The 25,962-nt window shown below is 69.0% G+C and carries 27 protein-coding genes; 20 read left to right on the top strand and 7 right to left on the bottom strand.

What is annotated here, in order from left to right:
* The first annotated feature begins 8 nt into the window (after positions 1 to 8).
* Positions 9 to 677 (top strand): GNAT family N-acetyltransferase, encoded by a 669-nt coding sequence (locus QGN31_RS04030; protein ID WP_008260545.1) that lies wholly within the window; start codon positions 9 to 11, stop codon positions 675 to 677.
* An 8-nt stretch (positions 678 to 685) separates the two neighbouring features.
* Here the strand turns inward: QGN31_RS04030 and QGN31_RS04035 are convergent, their stop codons facing one another.
* The gene (locus QGN31_RS04035; protein ID WP_014385793.1) at positions 686 to 1,609 is read right to left on the bottom strand and encodes a class I SAM-dependent methyltransferase; all 924 of its coding nucleotides are present in this window, start codon (positions 1,607 to 1,609) and stop codon (positions 686 to 688) included.
* Between the two features lie 246 nt (positions 1,610 to 1,855).
* Between QGN31_RS04035 and secY the strand changes: the two genes are divergently transcribed.
* From secY to QGN31_RS04075, 8 genes are all read left to right on the top strand, one after another.
* Entirely contained in the window at positions 1,856 to 3,181 is a 1,326-nt protein-coding gene (gene secY / locus QGN31_RS04040; RefSeq protein ID WP_008260543.1) for a preprotein translocase subunit SecY, read from the top strand.
* Entirely contained in the window at positions 3,178 to 3,723 is a 546-nt protein-coding gene (locus tag QGN31_RS04045; RefSeq protein WP_009956578.1) for an adenylate kinase, read from the top strand. Before secY ends, QGN31_RS04045 begins: the two co-directional genes overlap by 4 nt.
* Before the next feature lie 2 nt (positions 3,724 to 3,725).
* On the top strand, positions 3,726 to 4,529 hold the full coding sequence (map, locus tag QGN31_RS04050) for a type I methionyl aminopeptidase (RefSeq protein WP_009956580.1): 804 nt from the start codon (positions 3,726 to 3,728) through the stop codon (positions 4,527 to 4,529).
* A 218-nt stretch (positions 4,530 to 4,747) separates the two neighbouring features.
* A complete protein-coding gene (locus QGN31_RS04055) occupies positions 4,748 to 5,239 on the top strand; it encodes a sigma-70 family RNA polymerase sigma factor (protein WP_009956581.1) in 492 nt (163 codons plus the stop codon).
* Between the two features lie 30 nt (positions 5,240 to 5,269).
* Complete coding sequence (locus QGN31_RS04060; protein ID WP_036389836.1) at positions 5,270 to 5,989, top strand: anti-sigma factor family protein; 720 nt, start codon at positions 5,270 to 5,272, stop codon at positions 5,987 to 5,989.
* Positions 5,990 to 6,003: 14 nt separating this feature from the next.
* A complete protein-coding gene (locus QGN31_RS04065) occupies positions 6,004 to 7,212 on the top strand; it encodes an FAD-dependent oxidoreductase (RefSeq protein WP_009956583.1) in 1,209 nt (402 codons plus the stop codon).
* A gap of 23 nt (positions 7,213 to 7,235) precedes the next feature.
* A complete protein-coding gene (locus QGN31_RS04070; protein WP_014942880.1) occupies positions 7,236 to 7,802 on the top strand; it encodes a DUF4389 domain-containing protein in 567 nt (188 codons plus the stop codon).
* Positions 7,799 to 8,422 carry a class I SAM-dependent methyltransferase gene (locus tag QGN31_RS04075; protein ID WP_009956585.1) on the top strand — a complete coding sequence of 208 codons (624 nt, stop codon included), beginning with the start codon at positions 7,799 to 7,801 and terminating at the stop codon, positions 8,420 to 8,422. Before QGN31_RS04070 ends, QGN31_RS04075 begins: the two co-directional genes overlap by 4 nt.
* Here QGN31_RS04075 and QGN31_RS04080 read toward each other — a convergent pair.
* Complete coding sequence (locus QGN31_RS04080) at positions 8,409 to 10,925, bottom strand: FtsX-like permease family protein (protein WP_009956587.1); 2,517 nt, start codon at positions 10,923 to 10,925, stop codon at positions 8,409 to 8,411. The genes QGN31_RS04075 and QGN31_RS04080 overlap by 14 nt on opposite strands.
* Positions 10,922 to 11,617: an ABC transporter ATP-binding protein gene (locus QGN31_RS04085; protein WP_009956588.1), complete on the bottom strand. Its 696-nt coding sequence runs from the start codon at positions 11,615 to 11,617 to the stop codon at positions 10,922 to 10,924. The genes QGN31_RS04080 and QGN31_RS04085 overlap by 4 nt, the downstream gene beginning before the upstream one ends.
* A 54-nt stretch (positions 11,618 to 11,671) precedes the next feature.
* Here QGN31_RS04085 and QGN31_RS04090 point away from each other — a divergent pair, with 54 nt between their 5' ends.
* From QGN31_RS04090 to QGN31_RS04110, 5 genes are read left to right on the top strand one after another with little or no spacing between them, the layout of a single operon-like run.
* The gene (locus QGN31_RS04090) at positions 11,672 to 13,447 is read left to right on the top strand and encodes a thiamine pyrophosphate-binding protein (protein ID WP_043955847.1); all 1,776 of its coding nucleotides are present in this window, start codon (positions 11,672 to 11,674) and stop codon (positions 13,445 to 13,447) included.
* On the top strand, positions 13,428 to 14,075 hold the full coding sequence (locus QGN31_RS04095; RefSeq protein ID WP_008260527.1) for a hypothetical protein: 648 nt from the start codon (positions 13,428 to 13,430) through the stop codon (positions 14,073 to 14,075). Before QGN31_RS04090 ends, QGN31_RS04095 begins: the two co-directional genes overlap by 20 nt.
* A 7-nt stretch (positions 14,076 to 14,082) precedes the next feature.
* On the top strand, positions 14,083 to 15,102 hold the full coding sequence (locus QGN31_RS04100) for a 3-oxoacyl-ACP synthase III family protein (protein ID WP_009956589.1): 1,020 nt from the start codon (positions 14,083 to 14,085) through the stop codon (positions 15,100 to 15,102).
* On the top strand, positions 15,102 to 16,157 hold the full coding sequence (locus QGN31_RS04105) for a pyridoxal phosphate-dependent aminotransferase (protein WP_014942877.1): 1,056 nt from the start codon (positions 15,102 to 15,104) through the stop codon (positions 16,155 to 16,157). The genes QGN31_RS04100 and QGN31_RS04105 overlap by 1 nt, the downstream gene beginning before the upstream one ends.
* Before the next feature lie 8 nt (positions 16,158 to 16,165).
* Positions 16,166 to 16,672 (top strand): MarR family transcriptional regulator, encoded by a 507-nt coding sequence (locus QGN31_RS04110; RefSeq protein ID WP_008260522.1) that lies wholly within the window; start codon positions 16,166 to 16,168, stop codon positions 16,670 to 16,672.
* A gap of 83 nt (positions 16,673 to 16,755) precedes the next feature.
* On the opposite strand, the gene mmsB is transcribed toward QGN31_RS04110, so the two are convergent.
* The 3 genes from mmsB to QGN31_RS04125 are packed head-to-tail and all read right to left on the bottom strand — an operon-like array spanning position 16,756 to position 20,345.
* On the bottom strand, positions 16,756 to 17,634 hold the full coding sequence (mmsB, locus tag QGN31_RS04115) for a 3-hydroxyisobutyrate dehydrogenase (protein WP_014942876.1): 879 nt from the start codon (positions 17,632 to 17,634) through the stop codon (positions 16,756 to 16,758).
* Between the two features lie 12 nt (positions 17,635 to 17,646).
* Entirely contained in the window at positions 17,647 to 18,816 is a 1,170-nt protein-coding gene (locus tag QGN31_RS04120; protein WP_014381094.1) for an acyl-CoA dehydrogenase family protein, read from the bottom strand.
* An 8-nt stretch (positions 18,817 to 18,824) separates the two neighbouring features.
* Positions 18,825 to 20,345, bottom strand: coding sequence for a CoA-acylating methylmalonate-semialdehyde dehydrogenase (locus tag QGN31_RS04125; protein ID WP_014381093.1), 1,521 nt, complete (start codon positions 20,343 to 20,345; stop codon positions 18,825 to 18,827).
* A gap of 103 nt (positions 20,346 to 20,448) precedes the next feature.
* Here QGN31_RS04125 and QGN31_RS04130 point away from each other — a divergent pair, with 103 nt between their 5' ends.
* Genes QGN31_RS04130 through QGN31_RS04155 form a run of 6 tightly spaced genes read left to right on the top strand, consistent with a single transcriptional unit; the run spans position 20,449 to position 24,918 of the window.
* Positions 20,449 to 21,885 (top strand): hypothetical protein, encoded by a 1,437-nt coding sequence (locus tag QGN31_RS04130; RefSeq protein ID WP_014385786.1) that lies wholly within the window; start codon positions 20,449 to 20,451, stop codon positions 21,883 to 21,885.
* Positions 21,886 to 21,927: 42 nt separating this feature from the next.
* Positions 21,928 to 22,479, top strand: a complete 552-nt coding sequence (locus QGN31_RS04135; RefSeq protein WP_043955361.1) for an RNA polymerase sigma factor — start codon at positions 21,928 to 21,930, stop codon at positions 22,477 to 22,479.
* Entirely contained in the window at positions 22,476 to 23,174 is a 699-nt protein-coding gene (locus QGN31_RS04140; protein WP_014385784.1) for a Rieske (2Fe-2S) protein, read from the top strand. Before QGN31_RS04135 ends, QGN31_RS04140 begins: the two co-directional genes overlap by 4 nt.
* 30 nt (positions 23,175 to 23,204) lie before the next feature.
* Positions 23,205 to 23,603 (top strand): cupredoxin domain-containing protein, encoded by a 399-nt coding sequence (locus QGN31_RS04145; RefSeq protein WP_041785204.1) that lies wholly within the window; start codon positions 23,205 to 23,207, stop codon positions 23,601 to 23,603.
* Positions 23,600 to 24,535: a metallophosphoesterase family protein gene (locus tag QGN31_RS04150; protein ID WP_014942874.1), complete on the top strand. Its 936-nt coding sequence runs from the start codon at positions 23,600 to 23,602 to the stop codon at positions 24,533 to 24,535. Before QGN31_RS04145 ends, QGN31_RS04150 begins: the two co-directional genes overlap by 4 nt.
* Positions 24,532 to 24,918, top strand: coding sequence for a hypothetical protein (locus tag QGN31_RS04155; protein ID WP_043955359.1), 387 nt, complete (start codon positions 24,532 to 24,534; stop codon positions 24,916 to 24,918). Before QGN31_RS04150 ends, QGN31_RS04155 begins: the two co-directional genes overlap by 4 nt.
* On the opposite strand, the gene QGN31_RS04160 is transcribed toward QGN31_RS04155, so the two are convergent.
* Entirely contained in the window at positions 24,851 to 25,939 is a 1,089-nt protein-coding gene (locus QGN31_RS04160) for an acyltransferase family protein (RefSeq protein WP_014942873.1), read from the bottom strand. The two genes, QGN31_RS04155 and QGN31_RS04160, sit on opposite strands and share 68 nt — an antisense overlap.
* Between the last annotated feature and the right edge of the window lie 23 nt (positions 25,940 to 25,962).

Below are 25,962 nucleotides of genomic sequence, written 5' to 3' on the forward strand. Positions count from 1 at the left end.
CTGGTGCAATGACCGACCACGACCGCAAAGCCACCCGCCGGGAAATCGCCGACGCCCTGTCGAAAGCCGTGGAGCGGCGGCACGAAATCGCCGACGCCATCGTGGAATCAGAGAACAGGGCGGCCGCGGTGGAGGCGATCGTCCGGCTGCTCGACACCTCCCACCTGGCCGCCGAGGCGGTGATGGGCATGTCGTTCGATCAACTCACCATCGACTCGCGCCGCAAGATCCTCGCCGAACTCGAAGACCTCAACAAGCAGCTGAGCTTCACCCTGGGCGAGCGCCCGGCGAGCTCGGGGGAGACCCTGGAGCTGCGGCCCTTCTCCGCCGCCACCGACCGCGACATCTTCGCCGTGCGCACCGAGGAGATCGGCGCGGCCGGCGACGGCTCGGGCGGGCCGGCCGGCAGCCTGGACGACGAGATCAGCGCGGCCCTCGGGCGCGTCGACGACGAGGAGGCCGCGTGGTTCGTGGCCGTCGACTCCGGCCAGAAGGTCGGCATGGTGTTCGGCGAGCTGGTCCGCGGCGAGGTCAACGTGCGGATCTGGATTCACCCCGATTACCGCAAGCGGGGCTACGGCACCGCTGCCCTGCGCAAGTCGCGCTCGGAGATGGCGTGGTGTTTCCCCGCGGTCCCGATGGTCGTGCGCGCACCGGCGGCCAAACCCCCCGGCTGAGCGCGCGGTTATGAGCCCAATGTCGCGGTGACCGCAACGATGTTGGGGTGCTGGGCCGCCTCGTCATCGTCGGGGAATTCCAGGCCGTAGTCGCCGAACAGATCGCGCCGTGGCCGGGTGCTCACCCGCCATCCCCGGCCGGTGAGGTAGTCGACGACGTTGCTGCGCTCGCCGTCGAAGAACAGCCCGGAAAGGTCGATGTCGCAGCCGACTTTCGCCCACCTGTCGTTGAACTCCCGCGCGCGTTGCGACATCGTCGTCCCGTTGTCGGGGTGATATTCGGTGGCCAGCTTGCTGCCGGGCGCGCTGAGCGCGGTGATGTTGTCGAAGAGCCGGTCCTGCGCGTCGGGCGGCAGGTACATCAGCAGGCCCTCGGCACTCCACGCCGTCGGCCGCGTCACGTCAAAGCCGCTGCCGCGCAACGCCGCCGGCCAGTCCTCCCGCAGGTCGATGCCGACGGTCCGCCGGTCCGCGGCCGGGGAGGCGCCCAGGCTGGCCAGGGTGGCGCTCTTGAACTCGACGACCTTGGGCTGGTCGACCTCGTACACCACGCTGCCGGGCGGCCAGCCCAGCCGGTAGGCGCGGGCGTCGAGGCCGGCGGCCAGGATCACCGATTGGCGAATCCCGTCGCGGGCGGCATTGAGGAAGAAGTCGTCGAAGAAGCGGGTGCGCACCGCCATCGAATCGGTCTCCAGCGCCAGCTCCTTCGCGCCGCCTCCGGCCGCCCCGTCGCCCTCGGGCTCGGTGACCTCGCCGTCGACCAGACGGCGGAAGAAATCCAGGCCGACCGCCCGCACCAACGGCGCGGCGAACGGGTCGTTGATGATCGGATTGGCTCCCCCGCTGGCCAGCGCGCGGGCCGCGGCGACCATCGTGGCGGTGGCGCCGACGCTCGAGGCCAAGTCCCAGCTGTCTTGGTCGGTGCGTGTCATACTGCTCCCAAGTTACTTAGCAAATGCAACGAGACAGCCGCACTCTACGCCGCCGGCCTGACGGCTTCCTGTGCTTTTTCCGGGGCCCCGTCCGAGCATTTCCGGTGGCCGCGGGAAAGGCCCTGACCGGACCTGACCGGACCAGCTGTTAGTCTCGTACACGGTTCGACGCGCGACGCCGTACGTCCTGGCCTGCGGGAGTTGGGCGCGTGATGCAGGAAACCCCCGGCTGCGCAGGAGGAAGAGTTGCTTTCCGCTTTCATCTCATCGCTGCGGACAGTCGACCTGAGACGGAAGATCCTCTTCACGCTTGGCATCGTCGTCTTGTACCGGGTCGGCGCCGCGCTGCCGTCCCCGGGCGTCAACTATCCGAACGTCCAGCAGTGCATCAAAGAGGCCAGCGGCGGCGCGGCCGGACAGATCTATTCGCTGATCAACCTGTTCTCCGGCGGGGCGCTGCTCAAACTCACGGTGTTCGCGGTGGGCGTGATGCCCTACATCACCGCCAGCATCATCGTCCAGCTGCTCACGGTGGTCATCCCGCGGTTCGAGGAACTGCGCAAGGAGGGCCAGTCCGGCCAGGCCAAGATGACGCAGTACACCCGTTATCTGGCGATCGCGCTGGCGATCCTGCAGGCCACGAGCATCGTGGCGCTGGCCGCCAACGGGGGGCTGCTGCAGGGCTGCTCGCTGGACATCATCGCCGACCAGAGCATCTTGACGCTGATCGTCATCGTGTTGGTGATGACCGGCGGCGCGGCCCTGGTGATGTGGATGGGTGAGCTGATCACCGAACGCGGCATCGGCAACGGCATGTCGCTGCTGATCTTCGTCGGCATCGCGGCCCGCATCCCCGCCGAGGGCAAGACCATCCTGGACAGCCGAGGCGGCATGATCTTCACCGCCGTGCTCATCGCCGCGCTGATCATCATCGTCGGCGTGGTGTTCGTCGAGCAGGGCCAGCGGCGCATCCCGGTGCAATACGCCAAGCGCATGGTCGGCCGCCGGATGTACGGCGGCACGTCGACGTATCTGCCGCTCAAGGTCAACCAGGCCGGTGTCATCCCGGTGATCTTCGCGTCCTCGCTCATCTATATCCCGCACCTGATCACCCAGCTGATCCGCAGCGGCAGCGGCGGCGTGGGCAACAGCTGGTGGGACAAGTTCGTCGGCAGCTACCTGTCCGACCCCAGCGACCCCGTCTACATCGGCATCTATTTCGGGCTGATCATCTTCTTCACGTACTTCTACGTGTCGATCACCTTCAACCCCGATGAGCGCGCCGACGAGATGAAGAAGTTCGGCGGGTTCATCCCCGGGATCCGGCCGGGCAAGCCGACCGCCGATTACCTGCGGTTCGTGCTGAGCCGGATCACGTTGCCGGGTTCGATCTACCTCGGTGCGATCTCGGTGCTGCCCAACCTGTTCTTGCAGATCGGCAACGGCGGGGCGGTACAGAACCTGCCGTTCGGCGGCACCGCGGTGTTGATCATGATTGGCGTGGGCTTGGATACGGTCAAGCAGATCGAGAGTCAGCTCATGCAGCGCAACTATGAAGGGTTCCTCAAGTGAGAGTCGTTTTGCTGGGTCCGCCGGGGGCGGGCAAGGGGACGCAGGCGCAGAAGCTCTCCGAAAAGCTGGGGATCCCGCAAATCTCCACCGGTGAGCTGTTCCGCAGCAACATCGAGAACGGCACCAAACTGGGCCTGGAGGCCAAGCGCTACCTGGACGCCGGTGACCTGGTGCCCTCGGAGCTGACCAACCAGCTCGTCGACGACCGGTTGAGCGACCCGGACGCGGCCAACGGCTTCATCCTGGACGGGTTCCCGCGGTCGCTGCAGCAGGCCAAGGCGCTGCACGAGATGCTCGAACGCCGCGGCACCGACATCGACGCGGTGCTGGAGTTCCGGGTCTCCCAGGACGAGCTGCTGCAGCGGCTCAAGTCGCGCGGCCGCGCCGACGACACCGACGACGTCATCCTGAACCGGATGAAGGTCTACCGGGACGAGACCGCCCCGCTGCTGGACTACTACCGCGACGAACTCAAGACCGTCGACGCCATCGGCACCTTGGACGAAGTGTTCGCCCGCGCGCTGCAGGCGCTGGGCAAGTAGAAATGACCCCGCTGGCGCGGCTGCGGAGTCGCAAGGTGGTGCCGCAGCGCAGCGCCGGCGAACTCGACGCGATGGCCGCGGCGGGCGCGGTCGTGGCGGCCGCGCTGCAGGCCGTCCGGGCCGCCGCGGTGTCCGGCGTATCGACGCTGAGCCTCGACGAGATCGCCGAATCGGTGATCCGCGACGCCGGGGCGGTGCCGTCGTTCCTGGGCTATCACGGCTACCCGGCATCGATCTGCGCGTCGGTCAACGAGCGGGTGGTCCACGGAATCCCTTCGGCCGCAGAGGTTTTGGGCTCCGGTGACCTGGTATCGATCGACTGCGGCGCCGTGCTGGACGGCTGGCACGGCGACGCCGCGATCACCTTCGGGATCGGGACCCTGGATGCGGCCGACGAAGCGCTGTCCCAGGCCACCAGGGAATCGCTGGAGGCCGGGATCGCCGCGATGGTGCCCGGCAACCGGTTGACCGACGTATCGCACGCCATCGAGATGGGTACGCACGCGGCCGCGGCCCGCCACTCGCGGTCCTTCGGGATCGTCGAGGGATACGGCGGCCACGGCATCGGCCGGCAGATGCACATGGACCCGTTCCTGCCCAACGAGGGCTCGCCCGGGCGCGGGCCGCAGCTGGCCCCCGGGTCGGTGCTGGCCATCGAGCCGATGCTGACGCTGGGAACCGGCAAGACCGTGGTGCTCGACGACCAGTGGACGGTCGTCACCACCGACGGCTCGCGGGCGGCACACTGGGAGCACACCGTCGCGGTCACCGAGTCCGGACCGCGCATCCTGACCCTGGGGGCCTGAACGAGCCGCGATCGCAGGCGCGGCGAAGCCGGGCGCGGCGGATCGGGGCGGGTCGGGGCCGTTGAACGAGCCACGATCGCAAGCGCGGCGAAGCCGGGCGCGGCGGGTCGGGGCCGTTGAACCGGGCGCCTGCTCGGCTCGTTCTCCCGGCAGGAGGTGATCGAGTGGCTCGTGTGGCTGGCACTCGGAACGCGTCAGCGGCTGCCGAAGCCGCTCTGATGAAGGCGCTTTTCGACGAACACGCCGCGGTTCTGTGGCGCTACGCGTTGCGCCTGACGGGGGACACGAGCCAGTCCGAGGATGTGGTCCAGGAAACGCTGCTGCGGGCGTGGCAGCATCCCGAAGTCGTCGGGGACACCGAACGCTCGGCGCGGGCGTGGTTGTTCACCGTCGCCCGCAACATGATCATCGACGATCGGCGCAGCGCGCGATACCGCAACGTCGTCGGTTCGACCGACGTCTCGGGGGCGCCCGAACAGTCCACGCCGGACGAGGTCAACGCGGCCCTGGACCGGTTGCTGATAGCGGACGCGATGGCCCAGCTGTCCGCCGATCACCGAGCGGTGATCGAACGGTCCTACTACCGCGGTTGGACCACCACGCAGATCGCTGCAGACCTCGGCATCGCCGAGGGAACGGTGAAGTCGCGACTACACTATGCCGTACGGGCGTTGCGACTCACTCTGCAGGAACTTGGGGTTACCCGATGAGGGGCTCCGAAGGCTTGAGGGGTGAAGGACATGGATGAAATGAACACGCCGGTGGCCGATATCGGCCCTCCCGAAGACCGCTACGCGATGTGGGATGCCGCATACGTGCTGGGATCGCTGTCGGCCGCGCAACGCCGCGAATTCGAGACGCACATGGCGCGCTGCACGGCTTGCCGTGAGGCGGTCGCCGACCTCAGCGGCGTGCCGGCCCTGCTTTCGCAGCTGGACCGCGACGAGGTGGCCGCGATCGACGAGTCCGGCCCGGCGCCGGAGATGTCCGAGGAGATGCTGCCGTCGTTGCTGGCCGCGGTGCGGTGGCGCCGGCGGCGCACCCGGGTGGTGACCTGGGTGGCCTCCGCCGCGGCGGCCGCGGTGCTGGCGATCGGGGTGTTCGTCGGCCTGCAGGCCTGGTCGTCGACTCCCGCCCAGCAGGTGACCGCGTCGGCCGAGCCGATGGCGCAGGTGGGCACCTCGCTGCTGACCTCCAGCGTCCAGGTCACCGGCCAGCACTGGGGCACATCCATCGCGCTTCGGTGCGTGTGCCTGGCCCCGCTGAACGCGCACCATGACACGCTGGCGATGGTCGTGGTGGGTCGCGACGGCAGCCAAACCCGGCTGGCGACCTGGGTGGCCGTGCCCGGTCACACCGCGACACCCGTGGGCGCGATCTCGACCCCGGTCGACCAGATCGCCGCCGTGCAAGTGGTCGCCGCCGACAGCGGCAAGGTGTTGTTGCAGCGTTCGCTGTAGAGATCGGAGCCAGCGTGTTCGGGCGTCCGCTTCGGGTGCTGGTGGTGGGCGCCGGCGTGGCCGGCATCTCCGTCGCCCGCGGCTTGGTGAGGGACGGACATGACGTCACCGTCTTCGAGCGCCGGCCCGACGTGCGGGCGCCCGGCGGTGCGGTGACGATCTGGTCCAACGGTGAGACGGTGCTGAACCAGCTGGGCGTCGACATGGGCGGCGCCGGCCGCCTGCTGGCCACCGTGCGGGCCGTGACGTCCCGCGGCCGGCCGCTGGCCACGCTGGACGTCACCGCGATGGTGCGGCGGCTGGGCGCACCCGTGCGGATGGTTCCGCGCCGAGTATTGCTGGAACGCCTTCTCGACGGGTTCGACGCCGAGCGCATCCGGTGCGGCTCCCCGGTGATCGCGGTGAACCGTACGGACGTCGGTGTCTGCGTGGAGTTCGGCGACGGCACCGTGGCTGATGCGGACGTGGTGATCGGTGCCGACGGGTTGCACTCGATGGTGCGCAATTGCGTTGGCGCGCAAGCCGCCAAGCCGACCGGCTGGTGCAGTTGGCAGGGGCTTGCCACTGTCCCGGAGATCGCGGATTCCGATGCCGCGCTGATGATCATCGGTGCGCGCGGAAACCTCGGCCTGTGGCCCGCCGGCGGGTCGGAGGTGCAGTGGTGGTTCGACCTGCCGTGGTCGCATGGCTTCGTCCGACCGCAGCGCCCGATCGAGATGATCCGGTCCCACTTCGCCGGATGGTCCGACTCTGTCGACCGGGTGCTCGCGACGCTGAGCGACGACGACCTGGCCGGCTCGCCATTCCCGCATTTTCGCCATCCGATTCCGGGCCCGGGGCACGGCCCCGTCACGTTGCTCGGCGATGCCGCGCACGCGATGCCGCCCACCCTGGCGCAGGGGACCAACCAGGCGCTGCTCGACACGATGGTTTTGTGCAAGGCGCTGAGGGATTTTCGCGGTGGGACCAACGGCGGCGCCGATGTCTCGGCCGCCCTGCGGTGGTATGAGAGGACCCGTCGACGCAAAGTCATGGCCGTGTCCTGGGTGGCGTCGCTGCCGGTGTCGCACGGTGAGTTCGTGCTGCGACCGGCCGCGCTGATCTCCGACCGGCTGCAGGCCGGCGCGCTGACGACGTTTCTGCGCCTTACGAGTCACCGCCGGATGTCCGCCGAAATCAGCCGAAACTTGGGGGTAGCGGCGACGGTCCCGTCAAGCCCGTGAACAGCCCGGCCGATTCCGTAAGAGTGCGAGGCGATTTCGACTCGCCCTCGCGCTGGCTCTGGCTGGTGAAGTGGTGCGTGCTGGCCGTGCCGCACTACCCGATACTGATACTGCTCTACCTGATCTATCCGTTCTCGACCGTGGCGGCCGGAGTGGCCATCCTGTGCACCGGGCGATATCCGCGGCCGCTGTTCGTATTCAACGTCGGCGTGCTGCGCTGGTCGTGGCGGCTGATGAACTACCGCTTCCCGATGAACAGCACCGACAGGTACCCGCCTTTCACGCTGGCGTCTCGGCCCGACTACCCCGGCGATCTCGCGGTCGACTATCCCGAGCGGCTGAAAAACTGGGCGGTGCTGGTGAAGTGGCTGCTGGCCATCCCCCAGGTTCTGCTGTGCTGGTCGATGGAGGCGCCGCTGCAGGTGCTGTGTGTCATCGCCGCGCTGGCGCTGCTGTTCACCGGGACGATCCCACGGGGCGCGTTCGATCTGCTCATGGGCATGGTCCGCTGGCGATACCGGGTGGCGGTGTACGTGTCGTTGATACGCGACGAATACCCGCCGTTCCGAATGGATTTGGGCGCACGATGACCCTGCGAAGCCTGGCGTTCCCCTACGTGTACCGATTCGGCCAGCCGCTTTTCGACCGGCTCTTTTACCACCGCTACCGACGGGCGGCGCTGAGTAACGCGAACGGCCGGCTGCTGATGCTCGGGCTGGGGCCGGGAACCGACTTGATGTTTCTGCCCGACACGGTGACGTCGGTCGCCGCCGTGGAGCCCGCGGCGCCGTTCCGGCGGATGGCCGCGAGGCTCGCCCGGCGCCGCGGCATCGCGGTCGACCTCGTCGAGGGAACGGGCGAGTCGATTCCCTTCCCGGACAACTCTTTCGAATCCGTCCACGCCGGGCTGGTGTTGTGCTCGGTCGGCGACGTGGCCGCAACCCTCGGCGAGATCCGGCGGGTGCTGGTGCCCGGCGGCAGGCTCGTGGTCCTCGAGCACGTGCGCGGTGACGGCGCGACCGGCCGGTTCCAGGATCTGATCGCCAAGCCGTGGTCGTGGCTCGCCGGTGGCTGCGAGCCGAACCGGCGCACCCTCGAGGCCATCGCCGCCGCCGGATTCGACACCGCCGCGCTGCGCAGCATCCGAACGCCGGTGCCCTTCCCGTGCAAACCCCATCTGCAGGGATTCGCCACCGTCACTCGACGCTGACCGCCTCGATGATGGACAGGCGCGCCGCGCGCCGTGCCGGTGGCACCGAGCCGAGCAGGCTGATCGCCAGCGCCCCGAGCGTGAAGGCGAGCGCCAGGGGGCTCGGGTGAAAGCCGACTTCGAAATTCATGATGTCGTCGCTGATGCGGCTGAACAACCACTGGTCGGTCAGACCGAGCGCCAGCCCCAAAACGCCGCCGACGACACCGATTCCGGCCGCCTCCGCCAGCACCATCCGCAAGGTGAACCGCCGGCTGGATCCCATGGCGCGCAGCACGCCGATTTCGCGGCGGCGTTCGTTCACCGAGAGCGTCAGCGTGTTCAGCAGTGCGACCGCGGCCACCGCCACGACGATGACCCACACCGCGTTGGCGATGAACATGCTCTGACGCAGCGGGGCCTGCAGCCCCGCCAGCGCGGTGGGGCCGTCGTACACGTGGTTCGGGGCCGGCGCCGCCTCGCGGACGCCGGCCAGCAGCCGCTGCCGATTCACCCCCGGGGCCGCGGCGATTTGCAGTGTCGTCGCCGCCGGGCGATCGAACCAGGCCCGCATCTGGTCGAGGTCGATTCCGACGGTGCCGATCACGGTCGAGAAGAACGGCACCAGGGCCAGCACGGTCACCGACCGCGGGCCGTGCGGCGTTTGGAGCCGCAGTTGGTCGCCGGCCCGGACGTGCAGAGTGGTGCCGAGAATCCGCGTGAGCACCACACCGCGGCCGGCGAGCACCTCGGTGCGCACCCGTTCGTCCAGCGCCCGGAAGAGCGCATCGTTGCTGCCGGCGGAAAACCCGTCGAGCAGGACGCGGGTACCGCCGACCACGGCGAAACCGAACGCTCCCTCGGTCACGCGCGCCACGCCGGGAAGCGCGGCGACCTTCGCGGAAAGCCCCTGTGGCAGAACGTCGGTGGGGTAGCTGTCGGGCGGGTCCGCGCTCACCCACACGTCGGTATCGGTGACCGGTGCGAAGATGTCCCGCGCGGACCGAATCATGTCGGCGTTCGTGCCGGTGATCACGACGGTGGTGAGTACCCCGATGAGCACGGTCATCACGGTCGCCCACACCCGGCGCGGCGCACGCTGGATCGTCGCCGCGGCCAGCGCCCCGAACGACCCGAACGTGCGCGCCATCGCCGCCGTGGCGTGGACGATGGGCGCGGTGAGCGCGAAGCCCAGGGCGATCTCGGCGCCCAGCACCGCGGCCATCGCCACGACGGCGTAGCTGCCGCGCTGGCCGGTGACGACCGGCGTCGACACCGCGAACACCGCCACCGCACCAACCCCGCCGGCGATGCGCAGCCACCGCGGCACCGTGTCGGCCGCCGAGGCCCCGACCGGCGCGAGCGCCTCGATCGGCGAGACCTTGTACACCTGCCGCGCCGCCATCGCCGAGGCCGCCACGCTGGTCAGCGCCGTCGCCGCGAGCGCCAGCGGTATCGCATAACCGGGCAGCCAATACTGCACGCGGGCTTCGAGCCCTTGCGTCATCGCCGGGGGCAAGCGCCCAATCGCGATGTGGCCCGCCACAATTCCCATGCCGGACCCGATTGCCCCGCCGATCAGGCCGAGCACCGCCGCCTCCGCCAGCATGTCGCCGACGATGCTGGCGCGCCGGCCGCCGATAGCCCGCAGCATCGAGATGACCGGCCGGCGCGCGGTGATCGCCATCGTCATCGTGGTGTAGATCAAAAACGCGCCGACCACCAACGCGACCGCGGCGCCCAGCAGGGCCATGTAGTTCATCAGCTTGACGCCGTCGCCGGCGCGGGCCGCCCGAAAGCTCGGGGCCGCGACGATCGCACGGCCGTGCACGGCGGCGGTGACCGCGGCGCGGACGGCGCCGGGGTCGGCGCCCCGCTTCGTGGTGATGAGTATCGAGTCGAGTTGACCGGTGCGGCCGGTGGCGTTCTGCGCCAAGGCAAGTGGCGCAAGCACGTAGTGCCCGCCGTTGAGGTCCTCGTATCGCTTGCCCGCGAGCACATCGGTCACCGTGACCGACGCCGAACCCAGTTGAAACGCCTGGCCTTTCGCATAGCCGACGCGGGGTCCGGCCTGAACGCCGGACGGCGTCGAGGACAGCGCCTGCACCGGCCGGGTCACCACGTCCTTGAGGGCGCCGCCCAGGGCGGCGGTGCTCGCGTCGGCGCCCAGCAGCAGCACCGGCCCCGACGGTGTGGACGCCGACGCCCGGATCATCGGTGCGGCGGTGGCTACGCCGGGAACGCCGGCCACGTCGGCCAGTATCGAGTCGGGGAATCCGCCGTCGGTGATGCCGGACACCTCGAGCGCGGCGACCCCGGCGATCCCGTCGGCCAGCCGGCCCACCGACCCGGTGATCGACCCGAAGATGCCGAAGATCGCCACCAAATACGTTGCCGAGACCGCCATTACGGCGATCGACGCAAACGTGCGGCGTCGATGCACGGCCAGCTCGCGCAGGCTGAACACGCGCAGCCTGCTCGCCGCGGCCGTGAGCTTGAGGCCGCGCCGCGCCCCGGGCCTCACCCCGCGACCGCCATCACGTCCGAACCGACGCGACCGTCCTGCAGCGTGATCACCCGGTCGGTGGCCGCGGCCGCGTCGGCGTTGTGGGTCACCATCACCACCAGCCGACCCCCACCCTCCTCGTGCGCCACCTCCGCCAACAGCGCCAAAATGGACGCGCCCGTCGCGGAGTCCAGGTTTCCGGTCGGCTCGTCGGCGAGGATCAGCGGCGGGTTCATCATCAAGGCACGCGCGACCGCGACCCGCTGCATTTGGCCGCCGGACAGTTCCGCCGGCCGGTGCTGCGCCCGGTTGCCGAGCCCGACCCGGTCCAGCAGGCGGATCGCGTCCGGCTTGGCGCTGCCCAACCGGACTCCGTCGAGCAGCTTGGGAATCGCCACGTTCTCCCAGGCCGACAGCGTCGGCAGCAGGTTGAAGAACTGAAAGATGAAACCCACCCGCCGATGGCGGAACCGCGACTGCTGTTCATCGCTAAGGCGGGCGATTTCCTCGCCATCGAAGGCGATCGACCCGGAATCGGGGGAATCCAAGGCGCCGAGCACGTGCAACAGCGTGCTCTTGCCCGCCCCGGACGGTCCGACGACCGACACGAACTGCTCGTCCGCCAGCCGCAGGCTGACGCCGTCGAGCGCCCGCACCGTTTGACCGCCGACCCGGTATTCGCGCACGACGTTGCAAAGTTCGACGGTCATTCAAACATCACGATGGCCGCCGGTGAACGGTTCATGTACTGGATCTGGACGACGATGAACCGACCGGGCCGCTACCTCGTTTCATCAGGCATGCTTGGCAGGCACCGGGTGGTCGACCATATCGTCGGGCACCTCGCGGCGATCGGAGTCGATCACATCTTCGGTGTGGACGGCGCCAACATCGAGGACGTGTACGACGCCGCGCACTTTTGCCCCGACATCGACGCGGTGCTGGCCAAGCACGAGTTCTCCGCGGCCACCATGGCCGACGGGTACAGCCGAAGCGGGGCCGGGGTGGGCGTGGTGGCCGCGACCTCGGGCGGGGGCGCGCTGAACCTCGTTGCGGGTCTGGGCGAGTCGCTGGCGAGCCGGGTTCCGGTGCTGGCGTTGGTCGGCCAGCCCGCCCGCACGATGGACGGCCGCGGCAGCTTTCAGGACACCAGCGGCGCAAACGGATCGTTGAACGCCGAGGCATTGTTCTCGGCGGTATCGGTGTTCTGCGAGCGGCTGCTGACGCCGGCCGACATCGTCTCGCTGCTGCCCCGGGCCATCGCCGCGGCGCGCATCGGCGGACCGGCGGTGTTGTTGCTGCCCAAGGACATTCAGCAGGCCCATCTTGACGCCGGGCGTGACGACAATGACGCGGATGGCATGCGGGCCGCGATCGGCAACCCGCATCCGATCGTCGCCGAGCTGCGGCGGGTGCAGGGACGGGTCACCATCCTGGCCGGCGAGCAGGTGGCGCGCGATGACGCCCGCGCCGAACTCGAAGAGCTACGCGCGCTGCTGCACGCGCGGGTGGCGACCGTGCCGGACGCGAAGGATGTCGCGGCTGCAGACGGGGGGCCGGCCGCGTTGGGGGTGACCGGCGTCATGGGTCACCGCAACGTGGCCGAGGCGGTGGCCACCAGCGCGGTGTGCCTCATCGTCGGCACCCGGCTGGCGGTCACCGCGCGCGGCGGCCTGGACGAGGCGCTGGCGGCGGTGCGGACGGTCTCGATCGGTTCGGCGCCGCCGTATCTGCCCTGCACCCACGTGCATACCGATGATCTGCGCGGCTCGCTGCGCGCGCTGACCCATGCGGTTCGCCACCGCGGGCGGCCGGCCGGTCCGCGCATCCCCGGCGCGGGCCGGCCCGCCGAAATGACGCCCCCGCCCTTCACCGGGCCGGGCGTGCGGTACCGCGAGGCCATGGCGGTGCTGGACGATGTCGTGCCCGACGGGTCCGACATCGTGGTCGACGCCGGCAACACCGGCGCCGCGGCCATCCACTACCTCCCGGTGCGACGCGGCGGCAGGTTCGCCGTCGCGCTCGGCATGGGCGGCATGGGCTACAGCTTCGGCGCCGGGATCGGAATGACGTTGGGGCGAGCCAACACTGGCCGCCCGGCCGGCCGCACCGTGGTGATCGCCGGTGATGGCGCGTTCTTCATGCACGGCATGGAGGTGCACACGGCCGTGCAGTACCGGCTACCGATGACGTTCGTGTTGTTCAACAACAACGCGCACGCCATGTGCGTGACCCGCGAGCAGCTGTTCTACGACGACCTGTACAGCTACAACCGGTTTCGTCCCAGCCGGCTCGGCGCCGGCCTGGCGGCGATGTTCCCCGGCCTGGCGGCGGTGGACGTCAGCGACGCCGATGGATTCGCCGCGGCCATGGGCGCGGCGCTCGACATCGACGGCCCGGCGGTGGTCAGTGTCGAGTGCGCCGCCGACGAGATCCCGCCGTTCGCACCATTTCTCACCGCCGCGCCCGCTAAAGGCCGCGGGGTGGACCAGATTTCACTTGCTGAGGAGAACTTGACCAATGTCGCTGCCAGCGCTTGAGGATATCCCGGACCTCATCGACGGGGTCACCCGCATCGAAACCAGCCCCAGGGAGAAGGCCACGCCGATCATCATGGACATGATGCGGTCGGTGTACCCGCACGACCAGGTCTTCGGGCAGTACTGCACCGTCAACGACTACGTCGACTGCCCGCCCGACGAGCTCTACGAGTACATGGCCGACACCCGCAGCCTGGAGGAGTGGACGTACAGCCTGCGCGGGTTCACCCCCACCGACGAGCCCGGATTATGGCTGGCGCACGACCGGCTCGGCTCGGAAACCGAGATCTACACGCGCACCGTCGCCAACGCCCAGGCGCGGACCGTGGATTACCACTGCGCCTGGGATCAAGGCAAACATCTGTGGATGATCTACCTGATGCGTGTCGTCGACGCCCAGACCGTCCTCGACAAGCCGGGATCGGTTGTGCTGTGGACGAATTGCCACCACCCCTTCTACGACCACAACCCGTACCCGGAGACCGCTCCGGCGCAGCGGCCCGTGTGGGTCGGCGACTTCTGGGACATGTTCGCCGCCGGCCACCTGCTGGAGTTGCGCAACCTCAAGGCGATCGCCGAGTACCGCCACCGCAACGGCCTGCCCGTGACGCCGGTGTGGATGAGATGAGCAGACCATGGCTAAGCCGACCGTCAGCCTGATCGACGTTTCCACCTATCTGCCGGGGGATCCGATTCCCGCCGGCTACTACGCCCGATTCGCCGAATCCGACGACCTGCGCGACAACGTGATGTTCCGCGCTCCGAAGTTTCGCCATCACGTCGGCGCGGACGAGAGCTCGGTCGACATGATCGAGCGTGCGGCCCGGGGCCTGATCGAACGGCACGGCCACGACGTCGTCGCAGGTGCGGACGTGCTGATCACCCACACCCAGGTACCCGACATGGCGTTCTACGGCCAGGGTGGCGGCATCGCGCATCGGCTGGGCATGCGGCCGTCCTGGGTGCTCGACCTGAACAACGGCGGCTGCGCCGCATTCGTGTTGGCGCTCAACGTGGCCCGCACATTGTTGTCCGCGGGCCAGGGCCGCACCGCGCTCATCGCGATCGCACAGAACGCGGCCGGACAATTCTTCGATCAGCCGACCATCCGCCGCAAGGCGCAGTCGGCGGTGCCCGGTGACGGCGCCGCCGTGGGACTGGTCGCGCTGAGCGAACACTCGCCCATCCTGGATGTCGAGTGCCGCACCTACGGCGAGTATGCGGGCGAAATGACGCTGTCCTACGACCCGCCCCGCAAGTGGTGGCAGGCCGGCCCCGGCGAGGGCAGCATCGGTTTCACGGAGAGCAAGATCACCAAGGTGCTGGCCCGCGGCAACCGGCAGGTTCCGGAAGTGGCGCTGGCGGTCTGCGACCGAATCGGGTTGGCCGCCAAGGACATCGACCTGCTGGTCACCAACCAGCCCAACAGGGCGTTTCTGCGCAATTGGCGTGACGCGCTCGAGTTGCCCCCGCAACGTCATCGGGACACCTTTGACGAGTGCGGCAACCTGTTCGGTGCCGGGATCCCGATCAATCTGGACCGCGCGATCGCCGACGGCCAGCTGGGTGCCGGGGAAGTGGTCATGATGGCGGCCTTCGCGCATGCCGGCGACTTCGCCGGCGCCGCCGCGGTGCGCTGGGGCGGACGAGACTGATGCACGCGGTTCCGGCCCCGGTTGCCGGCCAGATCTGCGATGCGCTGCCCGACGCGGTGGATCCGTTCGCCTTGTCGCTCAACGAGAATCCGTTTCCGCCGCTACCGTCGGTGCGTTCGGCGTTGATTCGGTCCGTTTCCGCGGCGAACCGGTATCCGGAGTTCTTGCCGGAGCGGTTGCGCGGCTTGGTCGCCGGCCACATCGGTGTGCCCACCGAGCGGGTGGTGCTGGGCGCCGGGGCGACGGGCGTCGTGTTGCAGGCGCTGCAGGCGCTGACCGCGCCGGGCGACACGATCGCCATGGCGTCGCCGACGTTCGATGGCTATCCGATCGTCGCGCAACTGGCACGATTGAACTCGTCGTTCGTTCCGCTGGACGCGCACGGCCAGCACGACCTCGACGCGCTGGCCGACGCGGCCGGCGCCGCCCGCGTGGTGGTGGTGTGCCGGCCGCACAATCCGACCGGCACGCTGGAGCCCGCGGCCGCCGTTCTCCGGTTCCTGCGCCGGGTGCCGCGCGACACCGTCGTGCTGCTCGACGAGGCCTATATCGAGTTCACCGCTCCCGAGCACCGTTTCGACGTGGCGGCACTGGTCACCCGTTTTCCCAACGTCGTGGTGGTGCGGACCTTCTCCAAAGCCTACGGCCTGGCCGGGCTGCGAATCGGTTACGCGGTGGCGTCCCACCAGCTGGCGCCGACGCTGTGGACCCAGCAGCTGCCGTTCGGCATCGCGATCACGGGCCTGCTCGCGGTCGCGGCGTCGTATGCCGCGGAAGGTGAACTGCTGCGCCGGATCCGGCTGATCACCGCCGAACGCCGCTATCTCCGGATGCGCCTGAGCGCGCTGGGGATCTACACGACCGACGCGCACGCGAACTTCATGTATCTGCCGTCTCAACAGGGCTTGTCGTGGCGTGAGGCTTTCGGCAACGACGCTCCACGCGTGCGGTATTACGCGGACGGTGCCGCGCGGATCACCGTGGGCGGCCGCGCATCGACGACGGCGGTGCTGTCGGCGTTGGGAAAGGCCACGCTCGGGCTCCAAGTGCGGTAAGAAGGGGCGTGGCCGACTCACGACCGGACAAGCGTGATCCGATCGCCGCGGCGCGGGCCAACTGGGAGCGCGCCGGGTGGGGTGACGTGGCGCCGGGCATGGTCGCGGTGACGTCGGTGATGCGTGCGCACCAGATCCTGCTGGCCCGCGTGGAGACGGCGTTGCGGCCCTACGACCTCAGCTTCTCCCGGTACGAATTGCTGCGGCTGCTGGCGTTCAGCCGCTCCGGCGCGCTACCCATCACCAAGGCCTCCGACCGGCTGCAGGTTCACGTCACCAGCGTCACCCACGCGATCCGCCGGCTGGAGGCCGACGGGCTGGTGCAGCGTGTTCCGCACCCCACCGACGGGCGCACCACGCTGGTCCAGATCACCGACCTGGGCCGCTCCACGGTCGAGGACGCGACGATCACGCTCAACAAGCAGGTGTTCGCCGATCTCGGGATGTCCGACGCCGAATCGCAGGACCTCGCGTCGTCCATCGAGACGTTGCGCCGCAACGCCGGCGACTTCTGAAGCTCTTCGTCCCGCGCGCCCAACGTGGAGTTGTTGCGCCGAATCGGCTTATTTCCCGCCACAAGTCGACGTTCGGCGCGCGGTCAACGCAGCGTCTCGATGATCGCGCTGAAGTCCTTGTCACCGTGATCGGCGGCGAACTCAGCGTAGATCTCGGCGGCGTGGCGGCCCAGGGGGGCGGTCGAACCGCTGGAGGACACCGCGTCCATCGCCAGTCCAAGGTCCTTGTTCATCAGCGCGGCGGCAAACCCGGGCTTGAAGTCGTTGTTGGCCGGTGACGTCGGGACCGGGCCCGGCACAGGGCAATTGGTGTGCACGGCCCAGCAGTTTCCGGTCGCCCCGGTGATCACGTCGAACAGGGACTGCGCCGACAGGCCGAGCTTTTCGGCCAGGACGAACGCCTCGCCGATCGCGATCTGCTGCACCGCCAGGACCATGTTGTTGCACACCTTGGCGGCCTGCCCGGCCCCGGCCGCGCCGCAGTGGATGATCTTGCCCGCCATGGGTTCCAGCACCGGCCGCGCGCGTTGCAGGGCGGCGTCGTCGCCACCCACCATGAATGCCAGCGTCCCGGCGACCGCGCCGTTCACCCCGCCCGAGACGGGCGCGTCCAGCTGGGCGATGCCGCGCGATTCCGCCAGCGCATGCACCTCGCGGGCGTCGTCGACCGAGATCGTGGAGCTGTCGATGAACAGAGCACCGGGCCGCGCCGCGGGCAGAATCTCCGCGTAGCAGCGCTTCACCAACTCGCCGTTGGGCAGCATGGTCATGACCACGTCCGCACCGGCCACCGCGTCGACGGCGGTGTCGAAGGCGGCGACGCCGGCCGCCGCGGCCGCGGACAGCGCCGCGGGCACCGGGTCGAATCCGCGCACCGCATGGTTGGCCGCAACGAGGTTCGTCGCCATGGGCCCGCCCATGTGGCCCAACCCCAGGAAAGCCACGGTCACGTGCTCGGTCATCTGAAGACCCTTCTATGCGGTTGCCGGAGAAGCTCTGAACCGTGCGGCTTCTGCCCGACCGATGACCACTCGCATGATTTCGTTGGTGCCTTCCAGGATCCGGTGCACCCGCAGGTCGCGCACGATCTTTTCCAGACCATACTCGCGCAGGTAGCCGTAGCCGCCGTGCAGCTGCAGGGCCTTGTCGGCGACCTCGAAGCAGGTGTCGGTGACGTAACGCTTGGCCATCGCGCACAACTCGACCTTGTCGGGGTCGTCGGTGTCCAACGCATTGGCCGCGCGCCACAACATCATGCGCGACGTCTCGAGGCCGGTCGCCATGTCGGCCAGGGCGAACCGGATGGTCGGTTCGTCGAGCAGGGACTTGCCGAACGCCTGCCGATCGCGAACGTAGGCTCCCGCCTTGTCGGCGGCGGCCTGGGCGCCACCGAGCGAGCACGCGGCGATGTTGAGCCGGCCGCCGTTGAGGCCGTTCATCGCGATGCCGAATCCGGCGCCCTCGCCGTCCGCGCCACCCAGCATCGCGTCGGCCGGCACCCGCACGCCCTCCAGGATCACCTGGGCGGTGGGCTGGGCATGCCAGCCCATCTTCTCCTCCAGCGCGCCGAAACTCAGCCCCGCACTGTCCTTTTCGACGATGAACGCCGAGATGCCGCGCGGGCCCTCGCCGCCGGTCCTGGCCATCACCACGTAGACGTCCGACGCGCCCGCGCCCGAGATGAACTGCTTGACCCCGTCGAGCACATAGTCGCCGCCCTCTTTGACCGCGCGGGTGCTCAACGCGCTGGCGTCGGAGCCGGCGCCCGGCTCGGTGAGGCAGTAGCTGGCGATGACGTCCATCGACGCCAGGCGCGGGACCCAGTCCTTGCGCTGTTCGGCGGTGCCGAAGGTGTCGATCATCCACGCGCACATGTTGTGGATCGACAGGAATGCGGCGGTGGTGGGGTCGGCGATCGCCAGCTGCTCGAAGATGCGGACCCCGTCGAGCCGGCGCAGCCCGCTGCCGCCGACGTCCTCGCGGCAGTAGATCGCCGCCATGCCTAGCTCCGCCGACTCACGCAGCACGTCGGTCGGAAAGTGCTTGGCCGCATCCCATTCCAGGGCGTGCGGGGCCAGGCGCTTGGCGGCGAACGCGGCGGCCGTCTCGGTGATCACCCGTTCGTCGTCGTCAAGGGTAAACATGCGCGGCCCTAATCCATTGTGGGAATGACGAATTCGGCGCCGTCCTTGATGCCGGACGGCCACCGAGACGTCACCGTCTTGGTCTTGGTGTAGAAGAGGATTGACGACGGACCGTGCTGGTTGAGGTCGCCGAAGCCGGAGCGCTTCCAGCCGCCGAAGGTGTGGTAGGCCACCGGCACCGGGATCGGCACGTTGACACCGACCATCCCGACCTGCACGCGGGAGACGAAGTCGCGGGCGGCGTCGCCGTCGCGGGTGAAGATGGCCACGCCGTTGCCGTACTCGTGCTCGGACGGCAGACGCAGGGCCTCCTCGTAGTCGTGGGCGCGCACGATGCACAGGACGGGCCCGAAGATCTCGTCGGTGTAGATCGACATGTCCGGGGTGACGTGGTCGAACAGGGTCGGCCCGATGAAGAAGCCGCCTTCGAGGTTGGCGTCACCGAAAGTCAGGTCGTCGCTGGCGCGTTCGCGGCCGTCGATGACCAATTCGGCGCCCGCGTCGACGCCCTGGCCGATGTAGTCGCGCACCCGCGCCACGGCGGCCTCGGTCACCAGCGGACCGTAATCGGCCTTGGGGTCCAGGCTGTGGCCCACGCGCAGGTTGTTGATCCGCTCGATGAGCCGGGCGCGCAGCCGGTCCGCGGTCTGCTCACCGACCGGGACCGCGACGCTGATCGCCATGCAGCGCTCGCCCGCGCTGCCATATCCCGCGCCGATCAGCGCGTCGACGGCCTGGTCCAGGTCGGCATCGGGCATCACGATCATGTGGTTCTTGGCGCCGCCGAAGCACTGCGAACGCTTGCCGGTGGCCGCGGCCCCGGCGTAGATGTACTGGGCGATGTCGGAGCTCCCGACGAACCCGACCGCCTGGATGTCCGGGTGGTTCAGGATGGCGTCGACGGCCTCCTTGTCGCCGTGCACGACCTGGAACACGCCCGGTGGCAGGCCGGCCTCGACGAAGAGTTCGGCGAGGCGCACCGGGACCGACGGGTCGCGCTCGCTGGGCTTGAGCACGAACGCGTTGCCGCAGGCCAGCGCCGGGCCGGCCTTCCACAACGGGATCATCGCCGGGAAGTTGAACGGCGTGATGCCCGCGACCACGCCCAGCGGCTGGCGCAGCGAATAGACGTCGATGCCCGGACCGGCGCCCTCGCTGTATTCGCCCTTGAGCAGGTGCGGGATGCCGATGGCGAACTCGATGACCTCGATGCCGCGCTGGATGTCGCCCTTGGCGTCGGCCAGGGTCTTGCCGTGCTCACGCGACAGCAGCTCGGCCAGCTCGTCGTTGTGTTTGTTGACCAGCTCGATGAAACGCATCATCACCCGCGCGCGGCGTTGCGGATTCGTTGCGGCCCAACCTTTTTGGGCCTCGAGGGCCGACGCCACCGCGGCGTCGATGTCGGCCTGGCCGGCCATCGGCACCTGGGCCTGGACACTCCCGGTGCTGGGGTCGAAGACGTCGGCGGTGCGGCCGGACTGGCCGGCGGTGCGCCGACCGTCGATGAAGTGGGGAATCTGTGTGGTCATGGGGCCCTCGGATGTGGTTGACGCGCTTAAGCGGATACTTGCATATCCTAGTAACCCGGTTCGGGCCTTGGCAAGGTGGGTGGCGGGCTAGCCTGACAGCGGTATGCACACCATCGAGGCCGACTACCTGGTGGTCGGGGCGGGCGCCATGGCCATGGCGTTCATCGACGCGCTGGTCGCCGAAGCCTCAGCGGCGCAGGCCCGCGTCGTGGTGGTGGACCGCAACCACGCGCCCGGTGGGCACTGGACCATGGCCTACCCGTTCGTGCGGCTGCACCAGCCCTCGGCGTTCTACGGCGTCAACTCGCTGCCGCTGGGTGGCGACGCCATCGACCAAGTCGGTTGGAACCGGGGGCTTTACGAACTGGCCACCGCCGGCGAGATCTGCGCCTACTACGACCACATCATGCGCCGGCGGCTGCTGCCGAGCGGGCGGGTCAGCTACTTCCCGATGAGCGAATACCTCGGCGAACACCGTGGTGAAGCCCGGTTCCGCACGCTCGCCGGCGCCGACTACACCGTCCGGGTGGCGCGCCGCGTCGTCGACGCCACCTACATGCGGGTCACGGTCCCCGCGATGCGCCCGCCGCCTTATCGGGTCGCGCCCGGCATCGACTGCGTCCCGCCCGGCGACCTGCCGCGGCGCGGCGCCCACGAGCGCTACGTCATCGTCGGGGCGGGCAAGACCGGCATCGACACCTGCCTGTGGCTACTGGGCCAGGGCGTCGACCCGGATCGGCTCACCTGGATCATGCCGCGCGATTCCTGGCTGCTGGACCGCGAGACCATGCAGCCCGGCGCGTTGTTCGCCGAGAAGATCAAGGCCAGCTTCACCGCGCAACTGCGCGCCATCAACGACGCGGCGTCGGTGCGGGATCTGTTCGACCGCCTCGAAGAGGCCGGCCTGCTGCTGCGGATCGACCCGGCGATCCGTCCCGCCATGTACCGCTGCGCCACCGTCACCCGCCTCGAACTCGAGCAGCTGCGGCGGATTACCGACGTCGTGAGGATGGGGCACCTGCGGGCCATCGAGGCCGACACGATGGTCCTCGACCGGGGCGCCGTGGCGGTCAGCGGCCGCGAGCTCTATCTCGACTGCACCGCCGACGGCGCCGAAAAGCGGCTCGCCACACCGATATTCGATTCCAACCGCATCACCCTGCAGAGCGTGCGCGGCTGCCAACAGATCTTCAGCGCGGCGCTGATCGCCCACGTGGAGGCCGCGTACCGCGACGACTCGCTGAAAAACGAGCTTTGCGTGCCGCTGCCGCATCCGGACACCGACATCGACTGGCTACGGCTGGCGTGGGCCGATTACAGCAACCAGCTGCGCTGGTTCGACGACCCGGACTTGATGTCGTGGTTGTCGACGGCGCGCCTGGACCTGTTCGGTCACCTGATCGGCCACCTGCTGCCGTCCGCGTCGGCGAAGCCCCGGGTCCGCGACCGGATACTGGGCATCGCCAAGTCCGTGTTTTCCGCCACCGCCACCAAGCTCGACGAGCTGATGGCCGCCGAAGCCGCGCTCGCCGCGCGCTGACCCGTGTAACCCGAGCCGATATTGATCGGGTGAAGGAGGCATGTGGCGGCAAGAAGCGATCCCGTCGGGCCGCGACCCCTGCGCGCGGTACCCGGCGCCGGGCATGAGGCCGGCTACCCGGACTGGGAGGCCGTGTACTCCGACAACGTGGGGTGGGTGTACCGCACGCTGTTCGCGCGCGTCGGCAACCGGACCGACGCCGAAGACCTCACCGCCGAGGTGTTCCTCGCCGCGCTGCGGCCGCTGCGCCTGACCGTGAGCGTGGCCGAGGTGCGCGCCTACCTGCGGGCCACGGCCAGGACGGTGCTGGCCGCACACTGGCGCCAGACCCTGGGACGGGAGATCACCTCAATCGAGGACATCGAGCAACCGGCCGACAGCGAGGAGGCGATCAGCACCGCGCCGCAGCGGGTGGCCCGCGTCCTGGACGCCCTGCCGGATCGGTATCGCCTGATCCTGCAATCGCGCTTTCTGCGCGGCAATTCGATCAAGGAGTCGGCCGCGGAACTCGGAATCAGCGTGCCCAATGCCAAAGTGCTCCAGCACCGCGCCCTGCGGCTGGCGGCGCAGGTCAACGATGGGGGCAAGCAATGAATGCGCGGGGCTTGCGACGCTATGTCGACGATCTGTTGCGGGGGCGCCGGCCCAGGCCGTTCGCGCCCGACGACTTCGAGGCGGCGCAGCTGCGCACCGCCATCGAGCTGCGGGCCGCCCGCAGCGGGGATGACACGCCGCGCCCGGAATTCCTCGCCGATCTGCACCGTCGCATCGGCGAGCAGATGTCAGGCACGCCGCCGCGAACCCCGCCCGGGCGCACCGGCACGCGCCGCCAGGTCATCGTCGGCACGTCGGCCGCGGCGACGGCCGCGGTCGCCGCGGTTTCCCTCGATCGCGCAGTGATCTCCGGTCGCCATCGGCGACCGAGTGCCCCGGATAACGCCGCCGGGCGACTCACCCCCAACGAGGGAAGCTGGCAGCGCGTCGCCTCCAGCTCGGACGTGCCCGACGGGGCCATGCGAGCTTTCGATCTGGGTTCGGTGACCGGATTCGTCCGGCGCATCGACGGCAACGTGCACGCGATATCGGGGGTGTGCACCCATCAAGGGTGCAAGCTGTGGTTCGACGCGTCCGAAGACACCTTGCGCTGCCCCTGCCACACCACGTCGTTCTCGCCCAGCGGGCAGGTGCTCACCCACCAGTTGCCGATCGCACCAAAACCGTTGCCCGAATTGATGGTTCGTGAGGTCGACGGTGTCATCGAGGTGTTCGCCCCGGGGCGCCGCACCTGAACGGTGTAACCCGCCGCCCTATCTGTGGGCATGGATATCGCCCTGCGTCGAAGGCTTTTGGCGGCCGTGCTGGCCGCGAGCGTGATCTCATCGCCCGGCTGTGGCCGGCCGCGTCCCGTGGCGACCACCCCCGCGCCCACCACCGGGGTGTCGATCACCGCGCCAACCCCCGCAGCCGGCGCCAACCAGGTCACCATCGACGGCTTCGCTTTCGCGCCGCCGAACCTGACGGTGCCCGCCGGGACCACCGTCACCTGGACCAACCGCGACGAGGAACCCCATACGGTCGCCGCAAGTGACGGCTCATTTCACTCACCCGGCATGGGAACCGGAGCCACCTTCGCCCATACCTTCTCCGCCCCTGGGACTTTCGACTATGTCTGCTCGATTCATCCGATGATGCGCGGCACCGTGGTGGTGACGGGATGACCGGCCGCCCGGGCGACGATGCCATGACCCGGCGCCAGCTCCTCCGGCACACGGCGTGGTTCGGGGCGGCGGTCGGGTTGACCGTGGCCGGGGGCGAGGTCATCTCGCATGTCGCCGGGGAAGCGGCGGCTCAGCGCGCGCACGTCCGGCCCACCCTGCGGTTCGCCCAAATCAGCGACAGCCACCTCGGCTTCACCGGTGCGCCCAACAGGGACGTCGCGGCGACGTTCAGCGACGCGATCGACAAGGTCAACAGCCTCGGCTACACACCGGATTTCGTCATCCACACCGGCGACCTCACTCACCTTTCCAGCACCGAACAGTTCGACCAGGCGAAGCAGATGATGAGCGGTCTGAAGACGCCCCACGTGTTCACCGTGCCGGGCGAGCACGACTCCGTCGACGACGCGGGACAGAAGTACCGAAACACCTTCGGCGCGGGCGCGGTTGGCGACGGCTGGTACAGCTTCGACGTCGCCGGTGTGCACCTGATCGCGCTCGTCAACACGTTGAACCTGCGCAAGCTGGGCCATCTGGGGGTGGATCAGCTGGAGTTCGTCAAGAAGGACGTCGCCCATCTGCCGAGCGACACCCCGATCATCGTGTTCAGTCACATCCCCTTGTTCGCGATGTACCCCCAATGGGGCTGGGGCACCGACGACGCCGCCCAGGCGCTGAGCTACCTGCGCCGGTTCTCCTCCGTCACGTGCCTCAATGGCCATGTCCACCAGCTGTTTTCCAAAACGGAGGACAATGTGACGTTTCACAGCGGCACCGCCACCGCGTACCCGCTGCCCAGACCCGGTGACGGGCCCGCGCCCAAACCGGTGACGCTGCCGGCCGGCAAGCTGCGCGACGCGTTGGGTATCCGCGAGGTCGGCTACACCACGGGAGAGTCCGCGCTGGCGCTGAAAGAGCGGGCGTTGCGGTGATCGGCGTCCTGGTGCGGCTCGGACTCGCCGCGTCGTTGGCCCTCAGCGCCGTCAGCCACGCCTACCTCTATGTCCATGGCTACCAACGCATTCCGGCCATCGGCACGGGATTTTTGGTGCAGGCCAGTGTTTCATTGGCGATCGCTCTGCTGATCGTGGCCGGCGGTCCCGCGTGGCTGCGCTGGGCCGGTGCCGCGATGGCCGCCGGATCTCTGGTCGCCTTCGCGCTGTCGCGGACCGTGGGGCTTTTCGGCTTCTCCGAACGGGGCTGGGATCCGTCGCCTTATGCGGCGATCAGCGTGGCCGCCGAAGTGGTCATCCTGCTGCTGTGGTGGCGGGGTGGCCGCCTTCGGCTTTCGTGGCGTCAGACCACTTCCGTTTGAGCCGGCGCTTGAGAGCCATCGAGGGCTTTTCGATGAGGAACCAGCTCGCCGCGGCCACGGGTAGCGTCGCCGCGGCGGCGACGAGAAAGAACGCAACGGGTTGAAGACGCGCAAGGCCGCACACGGCCAAGAGTTGCTGGGTCGGGAACGCGTAGATGTAGACGCCGTAGGACAGATCCGTGCGTAGCCTCAAGCGGCTGCTCTTCAGCAAGGCTCCGGACACGATGATCGCGTAGGCCAACGGAAGGGCGGCGACCGTACGGTAATCGGGCAGCATGCTGGACGCCAGCACGATGACGACGCTCATCCCGACGAGCGGCCACCGCGCGGGGATCACCTCTCTCCATTGATAAAGGACGGCTCCGGCCGCGAACATGATCGCCGAACGCACGGCGATCTGGGGGATGGTCCATACCCCGGGGAACGTCATCGGCGGCATCGCCGTCGCCAGACCCGTAGCCACGACGAGTATTGCCGGAGAGACCCAGCGGTGATGGGCCAGGCCCGCCAAACCGACACCGGCGACGGCGAGATAGCAGATCACTTCCCAGACCAGCGACCACAGCGAACCGTTCCAGAGCCCGGAATGAGGTATCCCGCTTGGTGTTCCGCCGACATCGAGATGGACATAAGCCACCGCGCTGTTTTTCAGGACGTATTCGAGCGGCCCGCCGGAGCACACGAGCTCGCCGACCGAGCCGCCCTGGAGCGCCACGCTGAGCGGGGCGAAGGCGAACGCCGTCACGATGAGGCACGCGTAGTAGCCGGGCAGGATGCGAAGGGCGCGGGCGGTCAGGTAGTCACGCACGTGCGGGTCGTCGAGCCAACTCCTGGTGATGAGGAACCCCGAGATCGCGAAGAACCCGTCCACCCCTATCGAGAACAGAAGTTGCAGCGTCGCCGCCGGTGGCATCCGGCCGGTGACGGGCCAGCAGTGCCACAGCATCACCTCGGCAGCCAGCACCAGCCGCCACGCGTTCAGCGCGTTGTTCCCCGCGTTGAAAGCTTGTCCGAGGGTCATCGGCCACCGCCCGTCGTGGACCC

The organism is Mycobacterium sp. 2-64 (genome assembly GCF_035918375.1).
GTDB lineage: Bacteria > Actinomycetota > Actinomycetes > Mycobacteriales > Mycobacteriaceae > Mycobacterium > Mycobacterium intracellulare.